Genomic DNA, 25,135 nt, shown 5'->3' with positions numbered 1-25,135 from the left:
TTTGAATTCAAAGTTATCTTGAATTGGAGGCTAAAAAAGCTTGTTGATGAACGACTTGTTGATAGAAATTTTCTAATGCCTTGACACAGGTAATATCGTCATAAAGGCGGGAATGGGCAGCCTTGATTTTTTGGGAGATTTGATGACGCCACTTTGGATCTAAACCTAAACGAGCTGCAATTTGAATGTATTCTGCCTCGTTAGCAGCGATCGCCTCTGTCATTCCTAATTGTTTGAGCACGGCGTAGGAGTGGCGGCTACGCATCATTTTTCCAGGGCAAGTCACCACAGGTAAGTGACAAGCGATCGCCTCTAGGGCAGTATTGCCTCCTGACCAACTAAACGTATCTAGAAACACATCAGTAATGCCATTTAAGCTTAAGTAGCTATTGTGCCCTTGGCGAGGCAAAATCGCGCAGTAGTCAGGGCTTTTGAGGCCATACTGAGCAAAAACTCGCTCTAAACGCTGAGAGAACTTTTCAGTAATCGCAGCACTTTTGTGCGAAATAAAAACAAATTGTGCTTGCGGTACTTGTTGAGCGATCGCGGCAAAAATGTAATCGTATTGAGGGAGATATTTGAATAGGGTTTGACAGGATAAATAGAGAACTGCATCTTCTCGCAAGCCAAAATCAGCGCGAGTTTTTGTGGCTTCACTTAGATCCGGTGGACTGTAGGCAATACTAATATTAGGTAAACGTACTAGTTCTTCTGAATAGTGTTTGTCTCCATCTTCAGGTTCCATCAATTCACTTGATAAGAAATAGTCGATGGTGGGAGAGCCTGTAGTAACTGGGTGCCCCCAAGTAACGCATTGAACTGGAGCCAGACGTAGACTAGAAAATAAGCTCATATAAGGATGCATTCCTACATCCAGAAACACTAAAATATCAAGCTCGTCTTTTCTGATTTGTTCACCGACTGCTTGGATGTAATCCAATTCGATCGCTTCCTTAACAGGTAGATGACGAAAAACATCACTAGAAGCTCGGAATTTTTCCGTATGCTCATCGGAATGGGGATGCAAGTGATAAGAGTAAATCTCAAAACTTTGACGATCGCTATGCCGCAACCAGCCTAAAAATAGGACTCCAACTGTTTGCTTCCACATACAAGCAGAGGCATAACCAATTCGAATTTTTTGCCTAGCGCTTGGGGTTTTAATCGCTAAAGGTTGGCTCAATTCTGGATGTTGAGCAGCCATCAGTTGATGAAGTAACTGAGCAAATTGAACTTGCTGCTCCAGATCATTTTGGCCTTGGTAGTGCAAATAGAAATTAGTTTGAGACCCTAAGCTCTTCAAAAAAACAGCGCGACTTTCTGCATTATTAACATCAGCTCTTGACTGCACATATTGAATCAGCTGAGCTAAACCTTGGTTAAACTGCTGTCGATAAGTTGAGATCTCTGTGCTTGACTCGTACAGAATTGGCAAAACTAGGTGGCGATCGCGCTCAAACAGCACCATCTCTGGAAAGAGTTGAGCGGCTGTAGCGGCTGCGGCGATCGCACTTCTCGTTTGGCCGCTGTTCCGTAAAGCTGCAATCAGATTAATGTGAAAGTCAGGCTTTTGGGGATACTGTTTTACTGCGGCTTGATAAATTTCGGCGGCTCTCTGGGATTGATTGAGATGTTGCAGGCAGTCGCCTAAATAGCGATATACTCGCTCAATGGCCTCTGAGGCAATTGCTGGTGTTAGAGATGCGAGAAACTTCTCGTAGGGAGCGATCGCGGCTGCATAATTGCCTTGACGGTAATAGCTAAATCCTAGATAAAAATCAGACCTCAACTCTGATTCATTAGCTTGCAATTCATAGGCTTGCCCTAAATCACTTAAAATTTTGACATCACGAGGATTGCGATCGTGAGCGATTAAATAGTTGCTAATAGCAGCGTCAAACTGTGATTGAGTAACGAAGATTCGTCCTAAAGCTAAGTAAGCCTCTACCAAATTGGCATCTAGCTTGATCGTGTTTTCATAAGCTTGAATCGCTGATTCGATTTGCTGAAGTTGCTCAAATACCATGCCTAAACGGTAATGATGCAGAGCCGTGAAGCGGCTGATTTCTAACGCTTGTGATAGCGTTGAAAAAGCCTCTTGATGACGACCCATTTGATAATAAAGATGTCCTAAGTCACTCCAGATTTCTGCTTGCTTGGGTTCCAATTGCAGGGATTGCTGATATTTCTGTTCTGCGGCTGTTAAAGAATTTTGCTTTTCTAGAGCTGTCGCTTCTTGATATAAAGTTTGCCAATTTTCCATGCTGTTCTTTTAACTCTAAGCAGCTCTAAATCAGAAGTCGTTACAATGACCAAAATTTATTGCTTTAGTGATTCCCAATGACGCGCTGGTAGAATTCCTCTAAAGCTGTGACACAAGTTAAATCATCATAAAGAAATGACTGGCGATCGCTCATTTGCTGCACAACTTGACTTCGCCAATCACAATCCAAACCCAATTTAACGGCTATTTCAATGTATGCGGCTTCGTCTTTAGCAATTGTTGCAGTTACACCCAATCTCTGCAAAATCGCGTAAGAATGCCGTCCTCGCATAAACTCGCCGGGGCAAGTGACGATAGGTAAGTTACAGGCGATCGCTTCCAAGGTAGTATTACCGCCAGACCAAGCAAAAGTATCTAAGAAAATATCTGACAGTAGATTGATTTGCCAATAATCAGTCTGGCTTTGCTTGGGCAAAATAATACAGTGCGATCGGTAGTTGAGATGATATTGAGCAAAAGCAGCTTCTAAACGTTGTTCAAATTGCTGAGTTAATCCTGGATCAAAACCAGAAATAAAAATGAATTGAGCTTGCGGCACCTGCTGAACGATCGCCGGAAAAATGTAATCGTATTGAGGGAGATATTTGAATAAAGATTGGCAACACAAATAAGCGATCGCATCTTGCGGAATCTGAAAATTCGATCGTGATTTAGTGAGGGGTGGCAGTTGTGGTTTGGTGTAACTAATACCGATATTGGGCAGACGCACTAACTTCTCTGAGTAGTGAGCTTCTGCGGTTTCTGGCTCCATCAAGTCACTAGAAAGGAAATAATCGATTGTGGGGGAACCAGAGGTGATCGGATGTCCCCAAGTGACACATTGGATTGGGGCAAGGCGCAATCCCGAAAGCGAGGTCACAAAAGGATGCATGCCAATGTCTAGGAACACCAAAATATCGAGTTGATCAGCCCGAATTTTGCTTCCAATATTTTGAAAATCTGCCTCTAGAACTTCCTGCAAAGGTAAATGATTGAACTCATAACTATGCTGACGAATTTTCTCTGTTACCTGGTCAACTGCTGGCCCTAGGTGATAGCAGTACAGCTCAAATTGGTCTGAATTATGATGACGAATCCAGCCAACAAAGAGTTTGCCAACTGTATGCTGCCACAGAAAATTTGAAATATAACCGATTCGGATCTTTCGCTGCTGATTAGGCTGTAGAGAACGAGGTTTTACCTGAAGCGGCTTGACCCAATCAGGATAGTTGGCGGCCATAATTTGATGCATTAGCTGCCCATACTGAACCTGTAGCGCTAAATCATCTTGACCTTGATATTGCAAATAAAAATTAGTTTGGTAGCCAATTCCTAAAAGCGCTTTTTGGGCTACTTCAGGTGTTGTTAAATCAATAGTTTTTACTAAGTAATTTAACCCTAAAATAAGATGCTCTCTCCACTGTTCAATCTCAGCTGCATTCTGATACAGAATGGGGAGCATTAGTTGCTGTGCTCGCAGCAGATGTAGATCGTCGGGAAGGTGCTGTAAGCCTTGAGTAGCAACCGCGATCGCTTCCTTCGTTCGTCCAGAATTTTGCAGCAGTGCTATCAACTCGTAATAAAACTCACTAGCTTCTGGATAGCGTTGAATCCCTTGGTAATACAGGGCGATCGCCTCGGCAGACTGCTCTAGTTTTTGTAAGCATTCTCCCAAGTACTTATAAGCCCGCTGCATTGTTGGGGCGGCTGCTTCAGGGTTAGGAATGTGGATGAATTCCTGGTATTGCTCTGCTGCTGCTGCATACTTTTCTTGGCAGTAGAAGCTGGAACCCAAGAAAAAAGCGGCTCTGGCTTGATAGCGACTAGCTTGCAGATCTAAAGCTTGACCCAATTCTTGCAAAGTCTGGGGGTCGGCAGGATTGAGCTGATGCGCTACTTCATAAGCTTTAATCGCTTCTGGAAATTGAGCTTTAGCCGCCAGCACTTGACCTAGCTGGAAATAGCTCTGAGCCTGCTGGGGATGAACGGCGATCGCCTGCTGATACACCCCCTCCGCTTCATCAAGCTTGCTGGATGCCACTAACAATCGCCCTAGCTCGCTGTAGGCATCACTCAATTTTTCATCGAGTTGAATAGCGTTGCGGTGGGCTTGGACCGCTTGATCGCGATCGCCTAGTTTCTCCAGAACTAAGCCTAATTTGTAGTGATAGCTAGATTGCTGGCGATTGAGTTCGAGAGCTTTCAGCAGCGCTTGAGCCGCTAATTGGTACTGCCCCATTTGGTAATAAAGCCAGCCTAAATCGTGCCAAACTGCGTCTGCTTGACTCTGGACTCGCAAAATGGCCTGATATTGCTGCTCTGCTGCTTGAAAGCGTCCCTGCGCTTGGAGGGAAACTGCTTCACGATGCCGCGCTGCCCAAGTTGACTCCATAGGAATTCGCGATCGCCAGAGAAATCATGGCAAGCTCACGGCCTGCCCTTCTCTGAGTTTGCCTCAATTTGCCGAACAACTGTCAGGGCTGAGTAACTAACTCCTGCGGTGCCCTCGCCTGGATGAGTGGAGTCACCTACTAACCAAAGCTTCTGAATCGGCGTGCGGTTGGCAAACCCGAAGGGGCCAAAGGTACTGACTCGCTGCCCAATGCCACCGACAATGCCCTGCTCGCGTCCAGTGTAGTGAGCAAAAGTTCGGGGCGTGGCTGATTCTTGATGCAGAATATTTTCTGGTGTGAGATGGAAGAATTGACCTAGCCGAGCGATCGCCGTTTCGGTATATTGCTGCTTCAACCTTTCATAGTTGGGGCACTGCCACCACAGCGTCGGATCGGTAAAGGAAGAAGCCACGATAGTAGCCTGACCTTCTGGGGCACGGCCATCACCGGGATGGCTCACCGAGACAAACAACGAGTTATTTTCCCCAATTGGCCCATCGTAGTCGTAGAGGAACTGGAGGTGGGGTGGACAGCCCTCGGGAATGGCGCTTTGGTCTACACCGAGATAAATCACAAACGCTCCAGACGCTTGAGGTAATTTATCAACTCGTTGTTGGTAGCCAGAGGGAATGGCTTCGCCCAGCAGCGGCACTAAGTTTTGCACCGTGACATTTGCCACCACCTGATCAGCAGGTTCTGTCCAAACATCATTGGTTTTCTGATTGTGAATCGTGACTGCCTTCACCACCCCTGCTTCTACGTGAATCTGCTCGACGCTGTGGCGCATCAGTAAACGACCCCCATCTCGCTCTAGAGCTTGCACCAGGCGATCGCTGAGCACCTGCATACTGCCCTGTAAGTGAAACAACCCGTGGGGTGCTTGAGAGACCCCCAAAGCTGTAGCTGCGTAAAGCAGAGCTGTATTCTCCGCGTCTACTTGGGAGTAAAGCTTCAGTTGCAAATCTAAGAAAGTTCGCAGGCGCAAGTTATCAGCTAAGCGATAGCCACGCAGCGCATCACCCACGGTCGAAAAAGTATGGGGCAAAGTTAGAAGCGTATCAGGCCGTACTGCTTTGGTGAGCTGCCAAAAATCCCAAATATTGCGGGGCGGCAAAATTGGGTCGCGCCCTTGGAAGGCCCAACTGTAGCGAAACAAATCAGCTAAAAGTTGCCAAAACGGTTTGCTGCCCGGAAATTGTCGCTGTCGCTCAGCTCGCCACTGGTCTGGATCGCGCCAAACATGAATCGGTTCAGTTTCACCCGGAAGCAAAACGGCACAGGCAGGGTCGCAGGGTGTTGCCTCCGGAGGCTCAATTTCTAGCTCACTAAAAATTCGATGATGAATGCCGCCTGGTTCTAGCCCCGCAACTTGAGTTGCTCCCACATCAAAGGTAAAGCCGCGACGTTTAAAGGTAGAAGCACAGCCCCCCGGAACTAACGCTTGGTCTAAAACAAGAACTTGATAACCACGATGAGCCAGTAATGCGGCTGTGGTCAGACCACCAATGCCTGCTCCTACCACAACCACGCGATCGCCCTTGCTGCCCATAAACGCAAATTCTTAACTTCTTTATATTTCTTAATAAATTATAGGCAGGTGCTGTTTTTTCTGGGACGAAAGGGGGTCTTGAATTGCCGTCTTGAACTTACATTGAAACCAGCGATCGCCCTGCTGATACCGCATTAGAGGCATTGGGACAAACCAACTTCAACAAATACAAATCGTTTCTACATGGAATCTTGAAGAAACGGCTCAGTTCTCAGACAGTGCTCAGACTATAGTGGCGGTAGAAATGGTTGCCCAAATTGAACCCCAATTAAACTCAGGGTTTGTTAGACTCACACCGAATCGCTCAGACGGCCATTGCATCTTCTCACCGTCGTGGTTTTGGCTGCTGCTTGGCGGATGCCATGTCGAATTTCATGCAGTTTCTTTAGCGTTGGTTTTGTTCTGCTTAGCGATCGCTACAGCTCCACTAGCAATTTCACGAATTGTTGTGGACTTGTAATCATTTAACTAACAGCACTCCTGCGCTTACTAAGATAGATGAAGAACTCAGCTTGTTCGGAAGATTCATGACCCCAACCCTGATCAAATCGCCCCAGGCTCCCCGACTGAACGCACCCACGGTTCGTCGCTTAGCGAATGGCCTGACGATCGTTGCAGAGCAGCTACCGATTGAAGCGGTCAACCTCAACCTCTGGCTGAATGTAGGCTCAGCGATTGAGACTGATGCCATTAATGGCATGGCCCATTTTCTAGAGCACATGGTGTTCAAGGGAACCGCGCAGCTAGCGAGTGGAGAATTTGAGCGCTTGATTGAGGAGCGGGGCGCAGTGACGAACGCTGCCACCAGTCAAGACTACACCCACTACTACATCACGACGGCTCCCAAAGACTTCGCCGAGCTAGCACCTTTACAAATGGATGTGGTGCTGAATGCAGAAATTGCAGATGAAGCCTTTGAGCGAGAGCGATCGGTAATTTTAGAGGAAATTCGTCGCTCAGACGATAATCCGCGTCGCCGTACCTTTGCCAAAGCGATGGAAGTCGCATTCGAGAAGTTACCTTATCGCCGTCCTGTGCTTGGCCCTAGTTCAGTGATCGAGCAACTAACTCCCCAGCAAATGCGGGACTTCCACACCCAGCATTATCAGCCCCACTCGATGACTGCGGCAGTGGTAGGCAATTTGCCTGTAGAGGAACTGATCCAGATTGTGGAAACATCCCTCGCCCAGGTGCAAGCGCATCGGCCCGCGATCGCTGCTCAATCTTCTCTCCATGATTTGCCCAGCTACAGCCTAGAGCCTGCCTTTGACCGAGTTGTACGGCAAGAAGCCGTGGATGACAGCTTGCAGCAAGCTCGTTTGGTAATGGCCTGGCGCGCCCCTGGACTAGCAGACCTCCAAGAAACCTACGCGCTAGATATCTTGGCAACCATTTTGGGTCAAGGCCGCACGGCTCGCTTGATCCGCGACTTGCGAGAAGAGAAAGGACTGGTTACCAGCATTGCTGCCAGCAACATCACTTTTGAGATGCAGGGAGCCTTCTACATCTCGGCCCAGCTGCCAGCGGAAAATATCCCAGTCGTAGAAGCCGCGATCGCCGAGCATATCCGTCGAATTCAAACTGAACCCGTCACCGAAGCAGAAATTGCCCGCGTTCGGACTCAAGTGGCGAATCGGTTCATCTTTGGCAACGAAACCCCCAGCGATCGCGCCAGCTTGTATGGCTATTACCAAGCAATGGTGGGAGATTTGGCTCCAGCCCTCAACTACCCTGCGCACATTCAAGCGTTGGATGCGGTCAGTTTGCAAGCCTCGGCCCAGCGCTACCTATCCACCGATGCTTACGGAGTAGTGGTACTGAAACCTGCTGCTTAAATCAGACTCTAATCAGCGTTATGTGGACGACCATCGCTGCGCAGATCACTCAAGCTACAGGATACGAATTCCAAGTCAGCAATCAGCGCTCTGTAGGGGGCGGTTGTATAAACCAAGGCTACGCTCTACAGGGTTATCTGAAGGGCAAACCTAGCTCTGGCAAATCATCTGAGCCAACTGCTTGTACTTACTTTGTCAAGTTAAATCAAGCGGCCCAGGTTGCTATGTTTGAGGCCGAGGCTTTAGGGCTGCAACAAATGCGAATCCAGCCGACGATCCGGGTTCCTGAACCGATTTGTTGGGGCGTGGCAAAAAACTCCGCTTATATAGTCTTGGAGTGGATTGAGTTGGGACGGGGCGATCGCCAGTCTTGGGAAGCAATGGGCCGCCAGTTAGCTGCCATGCACCAAGTAACCAGTCCAGCGGGTTTCGGTTGGGATCGCCCTAATACCATTGGTTCCACGCCCCAAATCAATCCTTGGACAAAAGATTGGGCAGAATTTTTTACTCAACACCGCATTGGTTATCAGTTAAAACTAGCTCAGCGACGGGGAGGGCACTTTCCTCAGCAGGATCGGTTACTAGCCGCTATTCCTGAACTGCTAGCTAATCACCAGCCGCAACCTGCTCTCGTGCATGGAGACTTATGGTCGGGTAACGCTGCGGTGGCTGCAACTGGCGAACCTGTGATTTTTGATCCTGCTACCTATTTTGGCGATCGCGAGGTAGACATCGCCATGACCGAACTATTTGGGGGCTTTCCACCGGAGTTCTACCAAGGCTACAACCAAGCTTGGCCTCTAGATGCAAGCTACAAACAGCGAAAAACGCTCTACAACCTCTACCACGTCTTGAACCACTTCAATCTTTTTGGCGGCAGCTACGAATCACAAGCCAACCGCATGATTGAGCAAATCTTGGCCTAGGTACCGCCACCCCTAACTCTGAGAATTTCTAGCGATTAACCCGATTTAGCAGCCAAAAAGAAGAAACTAGTCCCGCAAAGTGACCCGCGATCGTATTTGTGTTAGCTTGCACCACAAAAAAGTCGAGGGGCTGAATAGTCGGAATATTATTTACACCATATAAAAGAGGAGAATTTTGAGGCTGGGCGATCGCTCGGGCAATCAAGCCACCGACGATGGCCTCCGCTCCTACAATGGTCAACAACATGCCGACCAGATTGAGCACAATGCCAAGTTGCAAAAGTTGAATCGTATCTGCCTTACTAGGGCGCAGGCTAGTATTAGGCGCTCGTAGTTGACGAGAGATCCGCACATATCGAAATGACCAGTAGATACTGATCCCTAAAGCCACCAATCCACAGACAGCAAAGAAAATGCCAAAGCCAGTACCCGCTCGCGTGGCATTGGAAGCTGCTCCAGCTCGACCGCTAAAGCTAGCCAGAATTAAAACCCCGGTAGAAACAACCCCTAAGACTGCTTGGATGCTGAGGCTAATCCAGCCAGTCCAGCGGAAGTTAGTGGCAATTTGACGAATTGCAGGCGGAATTGCAGAAGAGTCTGGCTGATTCAACATGATGCTCTAAACGGGCGTAATAACCTGGCTGTTCATCTATCCAAGGTAACTAAAGCATAACTTTATTTGTTATCAGGCTCAGCCATTTGTGGCGTAGGTCAAAAGAATTGTTTTAACGACCTTGGGTAAGAGTTGCAAAGTGATGAATTGCCTACAGAGCGATCGCTCTAATCCAGCCTATTTCTCTATTCTGCAACCCTAATTGCTATCCTCAAGCTTGCCTGTGCTCTTAGTTGCTCCTCAGATTTTAATCCATGCAGATCATCCATTTGGATGAAAGGTGAAATCTGATGAAAATCTGGCAGACGAACTCAGAATTAAATGTCTAGAATTAATATTACGCCCTCTAATTACTTGAGTAGAGGGGATGAAGGACGGGCACTCTAGTCTGTAATTACCAAGCTAAATTCAACATGACTCTCTGAATCTAGTGTGAGAGTTAACGGCACTATCTAGAGCTTTTCGAGAATATGCATCTACTCTCCTTTAAGTCATGCCAAGCTCACTGTTCTAGAAACTAGCCACGAGTTTAGGCACCACAGGCTTACACCAACTAAGGGCAAATAGATAGCAACAGAGGACTAATCAGATGGGTTGGCACTCTTGCGCTATTGCTGTTGTCTAAGACTGTAACGTCAACACCCTAGCTTTAAAGTGGATTGATTAATTATGGGTTTAACCATGCGATTTGAAGATATCTACCAGTTTTTTCAAGATCCCCCACCGATCTATCTCAATAAAGAACTCGCCGTTTGTTACGTCCTGTCAGTATTGCAGCGAGGGGATTCTTATGGAACCGAGTTGATTCAACTTTTAGAGAACGAGTATCGCACCTACCGTCTCTCAGATACAGTCCTTTATAGCGCTCTCAAATTTCTGGAGGATGAAGGAGCCATCCAGGGTTATTGGCGCAAGGTAGAAGGACGAGGACGGCCACGCCGGATGTATCAAATTCGTCCAGAGTGGTCTGAGCGGGCTCAAGAATTATCTCGTCTCTGGCAAGGATATGCAACTGGCAACTTGCCACCCGGTGACAACAACTAAGCTTGGTGGGCCGTAGTTCCTAGAATCTGTCGTAAGGCTGCGATCGCGCTAGTCCCAAACAGAGCTACGGTTGTGCGGTCTCACCTACTACCAACTAGAAGCAGATTAAAACCTTTCTATACTTATGTAAAGTATAGGGATATCGTTTGTTGTTCCTACCCCATCTTTATGAACGCTGCCATTCTGCCATCTATATTCGTGATGACCTTACTGATGGTGGTGGGTCTTATGTTTTTCATTCGAGCTTCCGTCAAAGACAGAACGCGAGCAGTACAACTGATTGCAGAACAGGCAGAGGAATCGTTACTTAACCGAGTGCAACAATACTTTGACCAACGCGCCTACAAAGTTGCAGCCCTCGATCCAGCCCAAAACCAAGTAACATTTCAAGGCGTGGTACGGCCTAGCTGGTTTTTGGCCGTCTTCTTAACGGTATTGGCTGCCGCAGGCATTTTGTGTTTGGCTCTAGTACTGTCAATGCTTTTGCCTGAATTGACCCAGATTTTGCTAGGAACTGTGCTTCTGGCACCTTTAGCAGGCTTCTTTTACTGGCAAAAAGCGAAGCGCCCAGAACAAGTTTCCCTCAAGATTGAACCCCTTGAGTCAGAAAAGTCTCAATCTTGGAGCCGCGTTACAGTCACAGCTCATCGAGATGAGTTGGCTGAATTGCAGCGAGCTCTTAACTTAAGAGCTTGTGATTAATTCGCTTCTCCTGCGCCCCAATATCTAGAGAAATCTTGAGAGCTAAATCAAATGACCCCATTCAAACGTTGTGGTTTGAGTGGGGTCCTTGTTTATATCAGTCCAACTGATTTCCCGTGTCAGCAAAGTATTAAATGTTCCCAACAGACTCATTTGCAAGCTCGACCAATTGAGCTTTAGTGACTGGTGACAGCCACAGGCGCATCTTCTGTATCACCAATCAATACTCTCAAACTGGGAAACAAGAAATGGTTCTCTTCGACATACTGCGCACTGAAGAGCCCTTTTTCAGCCCAGAAGTACCGGTCCGTGGTATGCTCGTTCCGCCTTACAAGTAGCAAAGCTGGGGGAAGAATAGCTTGTGCTTGAATGAATTTTCGAGCAGCTGTAACTGGTTTTTCTTCGCCACTTTCAATGCTAAACTGAGGCACTAACTCCAGAATCCTGCGCCCTTCTAGGCGACGACGACTTTTGCGCTTGCGTCTCCTGGCCAATCTCGATACCTCCTCTTTCTGCCGACAGGTGTAGTGATAGTTACAAAACCGTCGCAAGTATATCGGCTTGAGTTCAAAATTTCAACTTCTTTTAAGTCGTTGATACAAAACTCTACAACTGGCTTCAATAAAGACTAGATAGACCTTTTGAAAGGTTCTATTAACCAGATGAACTCCTGATAATCTTAATAAGACTTTAAAATTCTTTATATTAAAAACACAAAACTAGACTAGAAACTCATAAAGAGCCGATAGATAGATGTATATGGTGACAAAACATGCTCAACAGCGGAGCGTTAGTTCAGGAAATGTAGAAGGGTTTGTTTTGAGGTAACCATCTGCGGCTGTCTGCATGCTGATACCTACTAGCTCAGAATTTGTGGCGCTTTGTCGCGCTCAGGTAGAACTGTTGACCCAGGGGTTAGGAGCCTCTCTCAGCGTGGTTTACCTGACCGAAGAAATGGCGGATGGCACGGAGGCCAAGCTAATTCCAGTTGTGGCTTATCCTGAGAGCGCTGCTGCTTGGGATGATGAGCACTTTTTATTGCCTGCCGCAGAAGCAACACTGCCGCGCTTGCTAGCGGCAGATACTAGCCCTCCTACGTCTACTCAGTCTGCTTTGAGCCCACCGTTCTTGGCAGAGGATGAAGTTGGCCCCAATCCAGAGCAATTTCATAACGAGGCTTTACAGCATCAACGCCAAGTTGTACTGCCTTTAATGCATGAGGGTATGGTGATGGGACTGCTTGTAACTGAGCGAGACGATCGCGCTTGGAGTGAACAAGAGCGATCGCAAATTGAACAAGTAGCTCATACCTTAGCGTTGGGCTGTGTCTTAGACCAACGCAGTCAATGGCTAGAACGGGAACAGCATCAACAGCGGCGGCTCCAGGCTCAGCAATATAACCTGTTCGACACCTTGTTACATCAGTTTCGCAATCCCTTAACGGCGATGCGAACCTTTGGCAAGCTCTTGCTGCGACGCCTTGGCACCGGAGACCCAAACCGGGATGTGGCCAGTAGTATTGTGCGGGAGAGCGATCGCTTACAGGAGTTGTTACAACAGTTCGATCAAGCCATTGATTTGGGTAGAGCTGATTCAACGCCTTTAACACTCGCTCCTGCTCAGACAGATAGTTCTACACCACCCAATAGCGCTGTGCCTGCCAGTTCGCAGTTTGAGTCGTCGGTTGACTTTGCCATTGACCGCTCTGAGTCAAGTGTCAATCGGGCGAGTAGTATTCGATCTGTGCCTTCTGTGCCTTTACTGCCCGCGGCTGGATTTCTGACAGGTGCCAATCTCAAGCTAGAGCCTTGCGCGCTCGCTAGTATCCTAGAGCCTCTGATTGCTTCGGCGAGCGCGATCGCCCAAGAACGAGAGCTAGCGCTGTATACCCATATTCCATCTGACTTGCCTTGGGTGAAAGCCAATGCCAAGGCGCTCCGAGAAGTATTAAGCAACCTGTTGGACAATGCCCTGAAATATACACCCGCGCAAGGGCAAGTCTATGTGGAAGTCAGTACAGGCTGGTCTGTGCCCCTACCCCGCAGCCATGCTGAGTGGTTAGGCATCGCTATCTGGGATACAGGACCAGGGATTCCTCCTCAAGATCTGGCGCATTTGTTTGAGCGGCACTATCGAGGAGTACAAGCTCAGACTGAGATTCCGGGGACTGGCTTGGGCTTAGCGATCGCTCATGATTTGGTGCAGCAAATGCAAGGCGAAATTCAAGTGTTTAGCCCCGCGCAGCAAAGCGGCGTTGTGCATTTTGTGCGACCTCTCCCCCTGACGGTGGGACCAGGAACCGCTTTTGTCGTTTGGTTACCGCTCGCTTCCACGGCCAAAGCCGCCTAAAAAAGCTGCTAAACAAAAATCTGCTAAACAAAAACGATCGCAACTACGAAGGTCACGATCGCTGTTTGGTTGAGTGGAAAGTTGCGTATCTAAATTGGAGTGCTTAAGTCAAACTGAAATGTTTGCAGTTTAACTATGGCGCTTATGACGCTAATTGAGCTTACTGATTGGTAGAACCTGTGGGGAGAACCAAATCAGAGTTCAGCGTTAGATTCAGGTCTTGGTTGGGATCAACTCGAATCAAGGTAACGCGATCGCGGCCTAGGAAGAGCCCGATTAGACCACCGATGCCAGCACCACCCAGTACTTCTTCAGTGGCGATCGCTCGGTCTCCAGTCACAGCAGCCACCGCTGCGGCAGCAGCAGCACCCAAAGCAGCATCCTTGACGATGGTGCCCGCGCTAGCGCCCTTACGCACCTCTTCGGTCGTGGTGATTACTTCAGATCTAGCATTCAGTTGAATTCGCTGACCACTGGCCAAGACGAGTTCTCGGGCAACAAACTGAGACCCACCTTCAGCGGGGCGCAACTCACCGACTACTTGGCTTCCCGATGGAATGAGTACGGTCCCTTGAGAAGTGGTGATGTTTTGAGCGACTGTGAGAGTCAAAGGCGCGGTTTCATCGGGTGTGACCAAAATTCTCTCAGCTTCGCCATATTTCACCGGAATGGTGGTGCCAGAAGGAATTCTGACTTGAGTTGGCGTTTGGACAGGGGGACGCTGGCCTACAACATAGGGAGAGGTAATGGCCGTTGCTTGTCCAGAGCTAACCAAAGCTTGGTAAATAAAAGCTGCAACTTCAGCTCTAGTCGCGACTTCGTTAGGATTCAGCAGTCTGATGTTGGGGTAGTTAACCACAATCTGCTTGTCTGTGGCCGCCGCGACGCTGCTCCGAGCGTAGCTGGGAACTTCAGCTGCATCAGTGTAGTACTGTTGCAAGACGGTTTCTACTTCAGTGCTAACGGAGTAGTCTAAGCCGTTTGCCAAGGAAACCAGAACTTGAACACGAGGAATATTTTGGTTGGGTCGGAAGACGTTACCAGGATAGCCAGCTAAGAAGCCAGTTGTATAGGCTTCCTGAATCGCGCTATATGCCCAATAGCTCTGAGACACGTCCACAAAGTTTACAGCAGACCGCTCTTGAGACCGACTAAAGGCTTTGCGGATCATGGCTGCGAACTGAGCGCGAGTTACAGGCTCGTCGGGACGGAAGGTGCCATCAGGGAATCCAGCGATGACATCTCGCTCAGAGAGTTCACGAATAAAACTAGCGGCCCAATAGCTAGAAGAAACGTCAGAAAAGCTAGTGGTTTGTGCTTGAGCAGGCATCATCATAACCATTGGGGCAGATGCTCCGGCAATGGTGCTCAGGGCTAAAAATGCAGCGGTTCCAGACTGCCAACGGTTGAAGCTAGACATATTGAGGGCGTTCTCCAAAAAACAAGAAGCAAATCCGTTATCTTAATCAACTAGACCTTATAGGAGGTAATTTGTTCCTAAAACTATCTAGGGTTAGAAATCCAGTGATTTCGCTGACAAATTACCTGGAATTCCGCAATTTCTGGCCTAAGTTGACATTTGACATTCTTAGCTTATGGACGTATGGAGAACTCAATTAGTTTCTTCAATACGGAGAATTTAAGCGGCCAATTTTAGGGTTGCTAGTAAAAGGGATACAAGTGCTCTGACCCAAATTCGGGCACCAAAGCGAAAATGGGAGCTGAAGCAAGTTCAACCCCCATTGATTAGGACCCATTGATAGGACAGCGATCGCCATCCGTCTATAAAATCTTGTGCTTACCCTGCTTGGGGCGCGTTGGCGCAAACGTAATTAATAACTGCTTTGGCACTACTGCCTATGGCAGGGTTTGCGAGTCTACCGCGATCGCTATAGTCAAACTTCTGGAGCACTTTGCGGCTCTTATCATATGCAGTGAGCCGTCGCAGCCGAGTAGTGCCTGCCTTACAGTCTACAGAACGGTAAATTACAGCGCCGTAAACAGGTTGGTTGACTGGGGAATCTAGAAACACGTTATTAGGCTGCTTGAAGTCGCGGTACTCCCAATACCACACGCTACCGCTGCGATTCTCAATGGAACTGGCATCGACTAGAAAGCGATCGCCCACTGAGTTGACGGTGACTTGGACCCATTTTTCGGCTAAGGCTGTGGGAGCGTGAGCCAGTAGAGCGGCAGTCACAGCTAATTTGAGCAAATGTCGCATAAGCATTGAGTCTTTCAGGAACGGCTATGTTTAATTGTCCTGGGCGTTGGTGCCAACCGCACGTTCTAAAACTGAACCATCCACGGTTTTATAATCGGCAATTTTCCAGGCTCCATCGATTGATTCCAAGCTATAGCGAACCAATCTGGTTTGAAAATCGGTTTGGCTCGGATCAACTTTGCCGTCACGGTATAGGGTGCGGTCTTCAGTGATTTTTAGCTCTACCGTAGCTTTGTTTTGATCAGCCACAAATCGCTCGACCGACTCTACTTTTTGCACGCCAAAGCGGTAGTAAGCTTGGTTGTCTTTGAGCCAGGCGATCGCGCCATCGTCCCTAACCAAGGAACCATACAGTTCTCCCGTGGTGAACTGCTGCACAGGTTGCCGATCGAAAGGGGGAGCGAAAATGCGTGACTTGGCTGCCAGCCATTCCGTAATCAGCCCCACCGCTTGATTCTGTGAGAGAGCTGCGTTATTGGCTGCGCCTGTCTGAGTGGGCACTACCACTCCTGAGGTTTTCGGGGAGGAGCCATTTTGGTTCCTCGCAGGTTGGGTGGCTGGTGGCTGAGCAGAGTTTTGGTTGGTAGGGGCTGAGCCAGAACGGCTCCGTGTTAGATATCCCTCCACGTTTTGAACTGCCTTTTGAGCATAAGTATCATTCGGGCGCTCATCTACAGCTCGCTTAAAGTTCAACAGCGCTGAAGGGTAGTCTCCCTTTTTGGTTGCGGCATAGCCAGCCTGCATGTAGCGCTCATATTCGTTTTGCGAAGCAGGGGAAGCCGTATTAGCAGGCGTAGCGGAGGCGGAAGTAGAGGAGGTAGAAGCCGCGTTCCTGGAAGAAGCCGCAGGTCTAGAGGCGGAGTTGGGTGACTTCAGTTTCTGATAAAGACCAAGCACTTTGTTGGTATAAGGACTGGTGGCGGCGTTGGTGTAGCGGGTTGAATCGCCCGTCATCCACCAAGCGGCGACTCGTTGCACTGCGATCGCTTCACTATTGCCACTCGCAGAATACTCATCTTGTAGGGCATCTTTGATAATGCAGGTGATGATAGTCCGCGCCGTATTAGCGTTAGCGCCAAATTGTTCTGGAGTCACTTCTCGACCCGTACAAAATTTTGCCCAACGAGGGATATTTCCCGGCTGCACTTGCCAATCACTGTACAAACCATCCTGAGAGGTCCCGGTTTGCGGAGCGGCTTGTCGAATTGCTTCTACGAGTGCGTTTACCTGAGCGCTAGAGACTTGCGCTTGCGCTGGCAAAGTCCACAGTCCCAAACTGACAATCAGTCCACCCAGAAATAACTTCATAGCTTGCCTCGTACCAACTCTAAGCAACTCGCAATAGTAGAAGTTAAAGCAATTATACAAATTTGTCTTTCCCTCATCAGACAGACCCTGAGGGAGATTAGTAAGTTCCAGGTGAGTACCATCCTAAAAAAAGGGTGGATTTGATGCCCAGATCTCCTGGAACTCTGGAGGTCTATGGCTCAATCCACCCCTATTAAGATATAGATAAATCCATTCGGGCCATTACACGAGTTGATTAAAGCGGTCGATAGGCGCGGTAGTTGATGCTGGGGAAGATGTTGTCAATCTCCTCAACTTTTTCTAGCCAGCCTGAATCAACTTTGCCCTGGTTTAGGTCGTCGTAGAGTTTGTTAAAGCGCATCAGGTGCGATCGCGTCCGGCGGACCGCATAGGGCACCATTGTCCCAGTCCGCATAATGAAGGCCCAGTCAGAAGATTGAGCCAGCAGCAGTTCGCGAGCGGCTTGGTTGAGGGCACGCCACTCTAGTTCATCGGCAGGCTCTCGTTTGCCCAATTCAATCATCCGCTCCGCCGCTTTGTGCAAATGCGGGTAGATCCAAGCATTGGTTTCATTGAGCCAGTATTCGTGGAAGCCTTTGTAGCCCCAGCTTGACTGCGAAGGCTTACAAACCTGCTGAGTTGGGTTTAGGCGCAGGTAGTCGGCTAAGTGGGTCATCTGGTAGGTTTGCTGGTCGTACCAAGACTTGCGGAACAGGTAATCGATAAACCAGGGGCCTTCGTACCACCAATGCCCAAAGAGTTCAGCATCATAGGGGGACACAATGATTGGCGGTCGCTGCATAATGCCATGCAAGTGCTCCACCTGACGCTGACGGTTGAACATAAAGTTGCTGGCGTGGTCTGCCGCTTTTTCCTTCGCCCAATAGGGGTCATACAGGGCTTTATCACCTAGGCCGAGACCCCGCCCGGTAATCTTGTGGTACTTAATGCCTACATTCTTGCGCTGACCGTTGGGCATGATATAGGGCTTGATGTAGTCGTAATCGGCTTCCCAACCCAAATCTTTGTAGAACTCGCGGTATTCGGGTGCACCAGGATAGCCCACTTCTGAGGACCATACCTGCTGCGAAGACTCGTGGTCCCGTCCAAAAGCAGCGACCCCAGTTTCAGTAAAGATGGGGGCATAAGTACCAAACCGAGGCCGAGGACGAGCGTAGAGTATACCGTGGCCATCGGTGAGGAAGTAGCGCAGCCCTGCGTCGGCCAGCATCCGCTCTACTCCTTCGTAGTAAGCACATTCTGGGAGCCAGATGCCTTTGGGCGGTTGACCGAAGTTTTCTTCGTAATGCTCGCAAGCGACTTTAATTTGGGCCCACACGGCTTGCGGATACATCTTCATGAGCGGGAAGTAGCCGTGAGTTGCCCCGCAGGTAATAATTTCTAAGTTATTGCTATCTAGAAACTGTTTAAATCCTTTAACTAAATCGCGATCGTAGTGCTCCCAGGTTTGCCGAACTTCCTTAAATTCTTTGGCGTAGTATTCAGCGAGGTAGCGAATATGCCCGTTGTGCTCGTTGTGATCAATTTCCTTCTCTAATAACTCTTCTAGTTGAGCGAGATGGTGATCAAAGCGTTCCTGTAATAGTGGGTCACGCAGCATAGACACCAGGGGCGGCGTCATACTCATCGTGATTTTGAAGTCAACCCCATCCCGTTTTAAGCCTTCGAATACCCGCAACAAGGGCACGTAAGTTTCAATAATTGCTTCATACAACCACTCTTCTTCCAGAACGTAGTCACTTTCAGGGTGTCTGACAAAAGGTAGGTGCGCGTGCAGGACGAGGGCAAGATATCCGATGCTCATAGAAATTCTAGGATAGACCGTTGTTTGATTCGGAATTCGGACTTACAGGATGCAAAGATTGTAAAGCGAAATTACAACAACAAGTAAATTACCGGGAAAGGCTGTGCTGTCTACACCTAGAAAAGTATCTTGAGAAGCAACTTAGCGGTTGATGGCAGTGGCTCAGTCTAGCAACTCAGCGCGATCGCTGTTTTTTATTGTTCACCCACCTGTTGTAATGCCGGAAAGTTTCTCTTATATGCAAAAGTCTGTTCTCTTTGTTGTTTGGGTGGTCACGAGCAGTCTGTGGGCAAGTCAAACAGCTCAAGCTGAAAGTTCCAAAGCTTTTCTAGCTCCAGTGCAGACGCCACTGCCAGCCCAAACTCAGCCGCGATCGCTCTTAGTTGCTGATGGCGCTGTGAGCGATCAAGCTCAAAACAGCAAACTAACTAAACCAACCCTGATGTTGCAAGACTTGCCACCTGGGTTTCAGCCGCTTTCAGGACCAGAGCTGACAGAACTGAGCCAAAGCTTGTCGGCAGGCGGGTATGAAACTGAAAGCTTGTTTGCGTTCCAAGAAGCCGAACATTTCGAATACATCATCGGCTTCACCACCCCCCTATCGACACCAGAAGCACAAGCTGCTTTTGACTCAGAACTACGCCAAGCTGGTTTTCTAGAGCAATTTGCCCAAGGATTTCAACAGGGTGCAGCTGGTATTAAAATTTCCAACAAAGGCGCTTTGAAGAACTTAGATGGTATTGGTAATGCGATCGCAGGCTTCGGCTTTACGAGTAACATTCAAACTATTCCAATGCGAATCGAGTTAGTCGTCTTCCGGCGAAACCAAGTCGGCGCGTTTCTCTGGATTATGTATCTTGACGGCGATAAACCCGTGATTTCAGTAGATCAAGTTGCTCAAAAACTAGACAGTCGTGTATTAGATGCTGCTAAAGCTACCCAAGTACCGCAAGTAGTATTGGACCAGTAAACCAATAAATTCTGAATAGAGCGGATATAGATCTGTCTAAATTAATAGATTCGACTGCAAAAGTTAGAGTATCAAAAGTGATAGGAAATCCGTACTTTTTCTGACTCAGAGGAGATGAAGAAGTAGTCTGGGTCAGCCTTTAATAGATTTGTGAGAGTCGCCGATATAGCTAGCAGTCGTGAGAGCGATGCTCAGTTTTGCCTACTTAGTCGTCTGGAGCACCCTTGATCATGACTGATCATGCCGTCAATTCTTCCACTCCTCCCCTCAATACGCCTCCCACAAATGTGACTGGTCAGAGTGCAGCCGCTGTTCCGGACGTTGTATCTACCCTAGATACTCCAGAAGCGATCGCAGAGGCACAGCTACCGATAGATGGACCGATGGATGCACCGATAGAGGCAAAAGATGAAATCACAGAGCTGCCTGCCAAACAACACGCCTCGCTGTGGTCAGCCGTAACTCACAATCTGCACAATTTGAGTGATACGGTCAGTAATCGGGCCAATCAAGTTGGGAAGGCAGCTCGAAACACAGCTACAGGAGTGGGAGGTGCGATCGCCCAGACGACTTTAAAAGCTGGCCTTCAAGCGGGTAAAGCTGCCGTCGAACTGGGGGAAATCACAGCTAAGCAAACTCAGCAACTCTTGACTCAGGCAACTCAAGGGGCAGGAGAAGCCGCAGCCTTCGTCGGCAATAACCCAGTTTTACGCAAAGTTGGTACTCGCCTTAATTGGGGTTGGTTGCTGGATGCTACCAATCAGGTTGATTTAGCGAAAGCTGAGACTGCTGTTCAGGACTTGCGACGTCAGCACCCCGACCATAGCCCTAGCCAAATTGCCCATACGCTCATGATGCAGAAAGCGGTGTATGCAGGGGGCGTGGGTCTGGCAACCAGCATGATTCCGGGCGTCGCCACAGCGCTCCTGACAGTAGACTTAGCAGCCAACATGGCTTTGCAGGCCGAGATGGTCTACCAAATTGCCACAGCTTATGGCTTAGACCTGCGTGACCCAGCTCGTAAAGGCGAGATTCTAGCTATTTTCGGGGTGGCTTTGGGTGGGGGCCGTGCGCTCAAGCTGGGGCTAGGATTACTGCGAAATACGCCGATCGCCGGAGCCTTGGTAGGTGCGAGTGCAAATGCCGCCATGCTGTACTCATTGGGTTACGCAGCTTGCCGCTTTTACGAAGCCCAACTCAACGAAGATGTCTCAGACGCCAAACTCTCTGAAGTGCAGCAAGCGAGCCAAGAGTATTTGCAAGTGGCGATCGCTCAGCAAGCGATTATGGATCAAGTTTTGGTGCATATGATTTTAGCCGGGACCGACAAACGCTCTTGGGACGAGATTCTACCGACCCTGAAAACGCTCAATTTGCATCCTTCATCTTTGAAGACCATTGCCGAAAATTTGCAAAATCCCCAACCTCTATATCTTCTGCTCAATCAACTCAATCCCGATTTTGCCGTACCTCTATTAACCCAGAGCCGAAAAATTGCCTGTCAGAATGGCAAGGTCACACCCCAAGAAGCTAAGATTTTGGAAAGTATTGCCGAAAAATTTGAGATTGAATCCTCGGATCATGGAGCCTCTCAAGAGGACGCTGGTTAGTGCTCATATAGTTCAAGCGGTAAGCCATCCGGGTCTTGAAAAAAGGTAAACCGTTTCCTGGTCAGCGGTTTAGGAAACGAAAATAGCTCGATTTGGTCGCGATCGCCGACCCGCAAATCCAACTTATTAAGAATCACGCTCCGCCCGAAACGTTTCTTTGATAATTGGAAACTCTAAAATCTCTACATAAAACTTCTTTAATCTTGCATAGTCAGAACAAATAATTGCCACATAAGAAATTTCATTTATGTGCATTGGAATACCTCACTTACTTTAGTCGTTTCATAACAAAAATCAATATCAACCCTTAAGCAATTTCTCGGGATTGTCTCTCAGTAGGCCAGCTTAGAATAAAGGTGTCCAACTTTGGATTAGTCCATCATGGGACAAACCTTATTAGTTTTAGGTATTATTTTCTTCTTAACCACTTCGGGCCTGAAAATGGACCGGGAATACCAGCGTGGGGTAATTTTCCGCCTAGGCCGAATCAGGGGAGTTAAAGGCCCAGGAATGTATTGGATTATTCCTTGGGTTGACCAAAAATCTCAGTTAGATATCCGGACCAAAACCGTTAATATTGAACCCCAAGAAACTGTCACTGCTGATAGTGTCACTATCAAAGTCAATGCAGTTTTGTATTATCGAATTATCGATCCTGCTAAAGCCATCAATAAAGTTGAAAACTATGAGATGGCAGTTTATCAAATTGCCCTCACAACTTTACGTAATGTTGTAGGACAAAACATTTTAGATGATGTGCTACAAAACCGCGACAAAATTAACTTCAAAGTTCAAGAAATCGTGGATGAAATCACTGAACCTTGGGGCGTAGTAATCGAGCGGGTAGAAATGAAAGACGTAGAAATTCCGCCCAATATGCAACGAGCAATGGCCAAAGAAGCCGAAGCCATTCGAGAAAAACGGGCGCGAATCATCAAAGCAGCCGCAGAACAAGAAGCTTCCGTTAAATTAGCCGAAGCCTCCAAAAACATTACCGAAAATCCATCTGCCCTAGAACTGCGACGCTTGCAAATGCTGACAGAAATCGGGGCCGAGAATAACACCACCACCATCATCATGATGCCATCGGACTTTGTAGCAGTCGCTAAGCGTTGGGCCGAAGGTGGCGCAAACGGATCTACGCCCGAACCAACCCCCTACCAAGGCACTGCTATTCCCTTTGTCGCTCCAATAGAACGTCCCCTACAAGATGCTTCAGAAAGCGATCGCTCCACCTAAAAACTCTTGTACCTTCTACCCCCTGCCCGTAAGCAAACCATTCATACCCTTTTGGAGGGAGCCTAAGGGACGGTTGCGTCCCTCAGCGGGGGTTTGGGGGCAAGCGCCCCCAAGGCATTTGATTCTAGCGATAATTATTAAACTGCAAAGCCACAGGCAAATCCTCCTGCTTTAGCCGTTGAATCACCGCCTGCAAATCATCCTTATCCTTTGCAGACACCCGCACCGCATCCCCTTGAATCGATGCCTGCACCTTCTTAAACTCATCACGAATCAGCAAAGAAATTTGTTTTGCAATCTCTTTGCTGATTCCTTTCTTTAACTTAATTTCCTGCCTAACTCGGTTGCCACTCGCCGGCTCCACGGTGCCATAGTCAAAGATTTTGAGCGACAGATTACGCTTTGCAGATTTCGTTTGTAGCAGCGTATGAACTGCATCCAGCGTAAACTCGCTATCTGTATTAATTGTAATGACATCTTCACCAAGCTCGACCGTCGTCTTGGTGTCTTTTAGGTCAAAGCGGCTTTTGATCTCACGAATTGTTTGATCGATCGCATTCACCAACTCTTGACGATCGAAATCACTCACAACATCAAATGAAGAAGTAGCAGCCATATAACCACAAAGAATATTAAACGTTCAAATTTAGATTAATACAGGGAAGTCAAGCTCGTACCCATCAATGTGGCAATACACAGAGTACCGATGCCAAACATCAGCGATCGCCCCAGCGGAATATCCAGAATGTAAAAAAGCGAAAACAGCAACCGTGCTACCAAATACGCGATCGCCGCTCCCGCTACCCAAATAGAATCTTGCTGCGTCACATAAGCCATCAACGCTGCTGCCGCAAACAACATAAACGATTCAAATGAGTTTTGGTGTGCCCAAGTTGCTCTCTGAGCGTAAGGAGGTAACTTCTCAAAAACCGCTCGTGGCGCTCTGGAGTCATACCCAACCTGTAGCCGACCATAGGCGACAACCAGAAAGGGAATATAGATAAGCAATGCAGCCCCAGCAATGCTGTAAAGCAAAACTGCTGCAACTGGCAATGGCAGAGACATTGTTTACCTCAACAAAGAGTTAGTCAAAGTAAAACAGGGTAATAATTCGGCGCTGCTCTTCAGCGTCTTGACAGGTTTTGAGTAACGTCTGACTGTCATGGAAGGCAAAACAAATGAGCTGCTGGCAGCGAGAAACAATCTCTAGGTTGCACAGCGCACTTGCTTCAGCCAAAGTTAAACTGTCATTCTCTGGGTTCTCTACCAGGTGCATCACCTGGGCCAATTGTTCGCGAGATTCGCGGGGTTGGCGCTCCAAACTTTGAGGCAGAATTACCGTCAGCAAGTTTGGGTCAGCCCGCATGGCACCCCGAATGGCTGCGGAATTGGTTCCTGTTGCCCCGGAGGTAATGAGACGATTACCGGATAGCACCAAGGCATAACTCATCATTTCAATTAAGTGTTGATGAGTAATTGGAACGTGACGTGACCCCAGCAAGGCGATGCGTTTAGACCCTGTTTGCTGAATGGTCGCCAGCTCTTGTAAGAAATCGTCTACTTTAGGCAGATCTATCGATTGACTCAAAGCCAGTCTCAGGCTGAACAACCTCGCTATTTTACCAGACAGAACCTTGATTTAACTGCCTGTATGCTCAAGTCGCACATAACTCAACTGAGTAGCTGCATTGCTTCCTCACACCAAGCTAGCCAATCTGCCTCATAGCCGATGCCTTTGCGGAGAGTCAAGTAGCGAAACTGAGCTTCTATTGGTAACGCTTGAGGGTTAGCAAAATGCTGCTCCTCAATGCTGCGATAGAAGGCTAACTGTTTGGCATGTAAGTCACGACGTCGCTCTAGTTCTTGCAAGATTACGGCACGGGGCACTAAGTTGCCTGAAAACATTTTGACTAACAAGGCTTCTCTAGTTGGGCTGGGGTCACTAGCTTGCCCCATCCAATTAATCAATTGCTGCTTACCCAGTTCGGTGACGTGATACAGCTTTTTATCTGGTCGGCCAGCCTGAGCGATCGCTTCTACCTCAACCCATTGCTGTGCCTCTAGCTTGCCTAACTCCCGATAAATTTGCTGATGACTGGCTTGCCAGAAAAAGCCCACCGAGCCGTCAAATTGTTTTGCGAGGTCATAGCCACTTTGAGGACAGTCCGTTAAAAGCACTAAGATTGCGTGAGCCAAAGACATAGTTCTTAATAATTGACATATGCAAAAGATTGCATATAAACTGGTTGACATACTCAATTTATTGCATATCAATGTATCTCGAC

At 48.2% G+C, this 25,135-nt stretch carries 23 protein-coding genes; 8 read left to right on the top strand and 15 right to left on the bottom strand.

The window, feature by feature from the left end; genetic code table 11:
- Positions 1-13: 13 nt before the first annotated feature.
- From H6F68_RS03295 to crtD, 3 genes are all read right to left on the bottom strand, one after another.
- Positions 14-2,263 carry a tetratricopeptide repeat protein gene (locus tag H6F68_RS03295; protein ID WP_190556421.1) on the bottom strand — a complete coding sequence of 750 codons (2,250 nt, stop codon included), beginning with the start codon at positions 2,261-2,263 and terminating at the stop codon, positions 14-16.
- Positions 2,264-2,327: 64 nt separating this feature from the next.
- Entirely contained in the window at positions 2,328-4,655 is a 2,328-nt protein-coding gene (locus H6F68_RS03290) for a glycosyltransferase family 41 protein (protein WP_190556419.1), read from the bottom strand.
- Between the two features lie 35 nt (positions 4,656-4,690).
- Entirely contained in the window at positions 4,691-6,205 is a 1,515-nt protein-coding gene (gene crtD / locus H6F68_RS03285; RefSeq protein WP_190556417.1) for a C-3',4' desaturase CrtD, read from the bottom strand.
- Between the two features lie 527 nt (positions 6,206-6,732).
- Here crtD and H6F68_RS03280 point away from each other — a divergent pair.
- The gene (locus tag H6F68_RS03280) at positions 6,733-8,040 is read left to right on the top strand and encodes a pitrilysin family protein (protein WP_190556415.1); all 1,308 of its coding nucleotides are present in this window, start codon (positions 6,733-6,735) and stop codon (positions 8,038-8,040) included.
- A gap of 20 nt (positions 8,041-8,060) precedes the next feature.
- Positions 8,061-8,966, top strand: a complete 906-nt coding sequence (locus H6F68_RS03275; protein WP_190556413.1) for a fructosamine kinase family protein — start codon at positions 8,061-8,063, stop codon at positions 8,964-8,966.
- Positions 8,967-8,994: 28 nt separating this feature from the next.
- On the opposite strand, the gene H6F68_RS03270 is transcribed toward H6F68_RS03275, so the two are convergent.
- Positions 8,995-9,579: a DUF3611 family protein gene (locus H6F68_RS03270; RefSeq protein WP_190431258.1), complete on the bottom strand. Its 585-nt coding sequence runs from the start codon at positions 9,577-9,579 to the stop codon at positions 8,995-8,997.
- Positions 9,580-10,260: 681 nt separating this feature from the next.
- Here H6F68_RS03270 and H6F68_RS03265 point away from each other — a divergent pair.
- Both H6F68_RS03265 and H6F68_RS03260 read left to right on the top strand, forming a co-directional pair.
- Entirely contained in the window at positions 10,261-10,623 is a 363-nt protein-coding gene (locus tag H6F68_RS03265) for a PadR family transcriptional regulator (RefSeq protein ID WP_190431957.1), read from the top strand.
- A gap of 168 nt (positions 10,624-10,791) precedes the next feature.
- Positions 10,792-11,325 (top strand): cofactor assembly of complex C subunit B, encoded by a 534-nt coding sequence (locus H6F68_RS03260; RefSeq protein ID WP_190556411.1) that lies wholly within the window; start codon positions 10,792-10,794, stop codon positions 11,323-11,325.
- Between the two features lie 176 nt (positions 11,326-11,501).
- Here H6F68_RS03260 and H6F68_RS03255 read toward each other — a convergent pair whose 3' ends face one another.
- Positions 11,502-11,819: a DUF3155 domain-containing protein gene (locus H6F68_RS03255; protein WP_190431260.1), complete on the bottom strand. Its 318-nt coding sequence runs from the start codon at positions 11,817-11,819 to the stop codon at positions 11,502-11,504.
- A 352-nt stretch (positions 11,820-12,171) separates the two neighbouring features.
- Here H6F68_RS03255 and H6F68_RS28830 point away from each other — a divergent pair, with 352 nt between their 5' ends.
- On the top strand, positions 12,172-13,674 hold the full coding sequence (locus tag H6F68_RS28830) for a GAF domain-containing sensor histidine kinase (protein WP_190556409.1): 1,503 nt from the start codon (positions 12,172-12,174) through the stop codon (positions 13,672-13,674).
- A 160-nt stretch (positions 13,675-13,834) separates the two neighbouring features.
- Here the strand turns inward: H6F68_RS28830 and H6F68_RS03245 are convergent, their stop codons facing one another.
- The 4 genes from H6F68_RS03245 to H6F68_RS03230 form a co-directional block, all read right to left on the bottom strand.
- Positions 13,835-15,094: an S-layer homology domain-containing protein gene (locus tag H6F68_RS03245; protein ID WP_190556407.1), complete on the bottom strand. Its 1,260-nt coding sequence runs from the start codon at positions 15,092-15,094 to the stop codon at positions 13,835-13,837.
- 378 nt (positions 15,095-15,472) lie between these two features.
- Entirely contained in the window at positions 15,473-15,898 is a 426-nt protein-coding gene (locus tag H6F68_RS03240) for a surface-adhesin E family protein (RefSeq protein ID WP_190556406.1), read from the bottom strand.
- 30 nt (positions 15,899-15,928) lie between these two features.
- Entirely contained in the window at positions 15,929-17,206 is a 1,278-nt protein-coding gene (locus H6F68_RS03235; RefSeq protein WP_190556404.1) for an ARC6/PARC6 family protein, read from the bottom strand.
- Between the two features lie 235 nt (positions 17,207-17,441).
- Positions 17,442-19,031 (bottom strand): glycoside hydrolase family 57 protein, encoded by a 1,590-nt coding sequence (locus H6F68_RS03230; protein ID WP_190554413.1) that lies wholly within the window; start codon positions 19,029-19,031, stop codon positions 17,442-17,444.
- Between the two features lie 151 nt (positions 19,032-19,182).
- Between H6F68_RS03230 and H6F68_RS03225 the strand changes: the two genes are divergently transcribed.
- Both H6F68_RS03225 and H6F68_RS03220 read left to right on the top strand, forming a co-directional pair.
- Complete coding sequence (locus H6F68_RS03225; protein ID WP_190556402.1) at positions 19,183-20,001, top strand: hypothetical protein; 819 nt, start codon at positions 19,183-19,185, stop codon at positions 19,999-20,001.
- A 230-nt stretch (positions 20,002-20,231) separates the two neighbouring features.
- Positions 20,232-21,611 carry an EcsC family protein gene (locus tag H6F68_RS03220; RefSeq protein WP_199299862.1) on the top strand — a complete coding sequence of 460 codons (1,380 nt, stop codon included), beginning with the start codon at positions 20,232-20,234 and terminating at the stop codon, positions 21,609-21,611.
- On the opposite strand, the gene H6F68_RS28825 is transcribed toward H6F68_RS03220, so the two are convergent.
- Both H6F68_RS28825 and H6F68_RS29730 read right to left on the bottom strand, forming a co-directional pair.
- Positions 21,608-21,748 (bottom strand): hypothetical protein, encoded by a 141-nt coding sequence (locus tag H6F68_RS28825; RefSeq protein WP_242065308.1) that lies wholly within the window; start codon positions 21,746-21,748, stop codon positions 21,608-21,610. The two genes, H6F68_RS03220 and H6F68_RS28825, sit on opposite strands and share 4 nt — an antisense overlap.
- Complete coding sequence (locus H6F68_RS29730) at positions 21,738-21,866, bottom strand: VOC family protein (RefSeq protein WP_399312666.1); 129 nt, start codon at positions 21,864-21,866, stop codon at positions 21,738-21,740. Before H6F68_RS29730 ends, H6F68_RS28825 begins: the two co-directional genes overlap by 11 nt.
- Positions 21,867-21,992: 126 nt before the next feature.
- Between H6F68_RS29730 and H6F68_RS03210 the strand changes: the two genes are divergently transcribed.
- Entirely contained in the window at positions 21,993-22,850 is an 858-nt protein-coding gene (locus tag H6F68_RS03210; protein WP_190556400.1) for a slipin family protein, read from the top strand.
- 124 nt (positions 22,851-22,974) lie between these two features.
- On the opposite strand, the gene H6F68_RS03205 is transcribed toward H6F68_RS03210, so the two are convergent.
- From H6F68_RS03205 to H6F68_RS03190, 4 genes are all read right to left on the bottom strand, one after another.
- A complete protein-coding gene (locus H6F68_RS03205) occupies positions 22,975-23,466 on the bottom strand; it encodes a YajQ family cyclic di-GMP-binding protein (RefSeq protein ID WP_190556398.1) in 492 nt (163 codons plus the stop codon).
- Positions 23,467-23,501: 35 nt separating this feature from the next.
- The gene (locus H6F68_RS03200) at positions 23,502-23,915 is read right to left on the bottom strand and encodes an MAPEG family protein (protein ID WP_190556396.1); all 414 of its coding nucleotides are present in this window, start codon (positions 23,913-23,915) and stop codon (positions 23,502-23,504) included.
- Positions 23,916-23,934: 19 nt separating this feature from the next.
- Positions 23,935-24,438, bottom strand: coding sequence for a DNA recombination-mediator protein A (locus H6F68_RS03195; protein WP_190431271.1), 504 nt, complete (start codon positions 24,436-24,438; stop codon positions 23,935-23,937).
- Positions 24,439-24,521: 83 nt separating this feature from the next.
- Positions 24,522-25,052, bottom strand: a complete 531-nt coding sequence (locus H6F68_RS03190; protein ID WP_190556394.1) for a PadR family transcriptional regulator — start codon at positions 25,050-25,052, stop codon at positions 24,522-24,524.
- Positions 25,053-25,135 lie beyond the last annotated feature (83 nt).

This window comes from Trichocoleus sp. FACHB-262, from assembly GCF_014696035.1.
Lineage (GTDB): Bacteria > Cyanobacteriota > Cyanobacteriia > FACHB-46 > FACHB-46 > Trichocoleus.
This window is presented reverse-complemented; position numbering and strand designations above follow the sequence as displayed.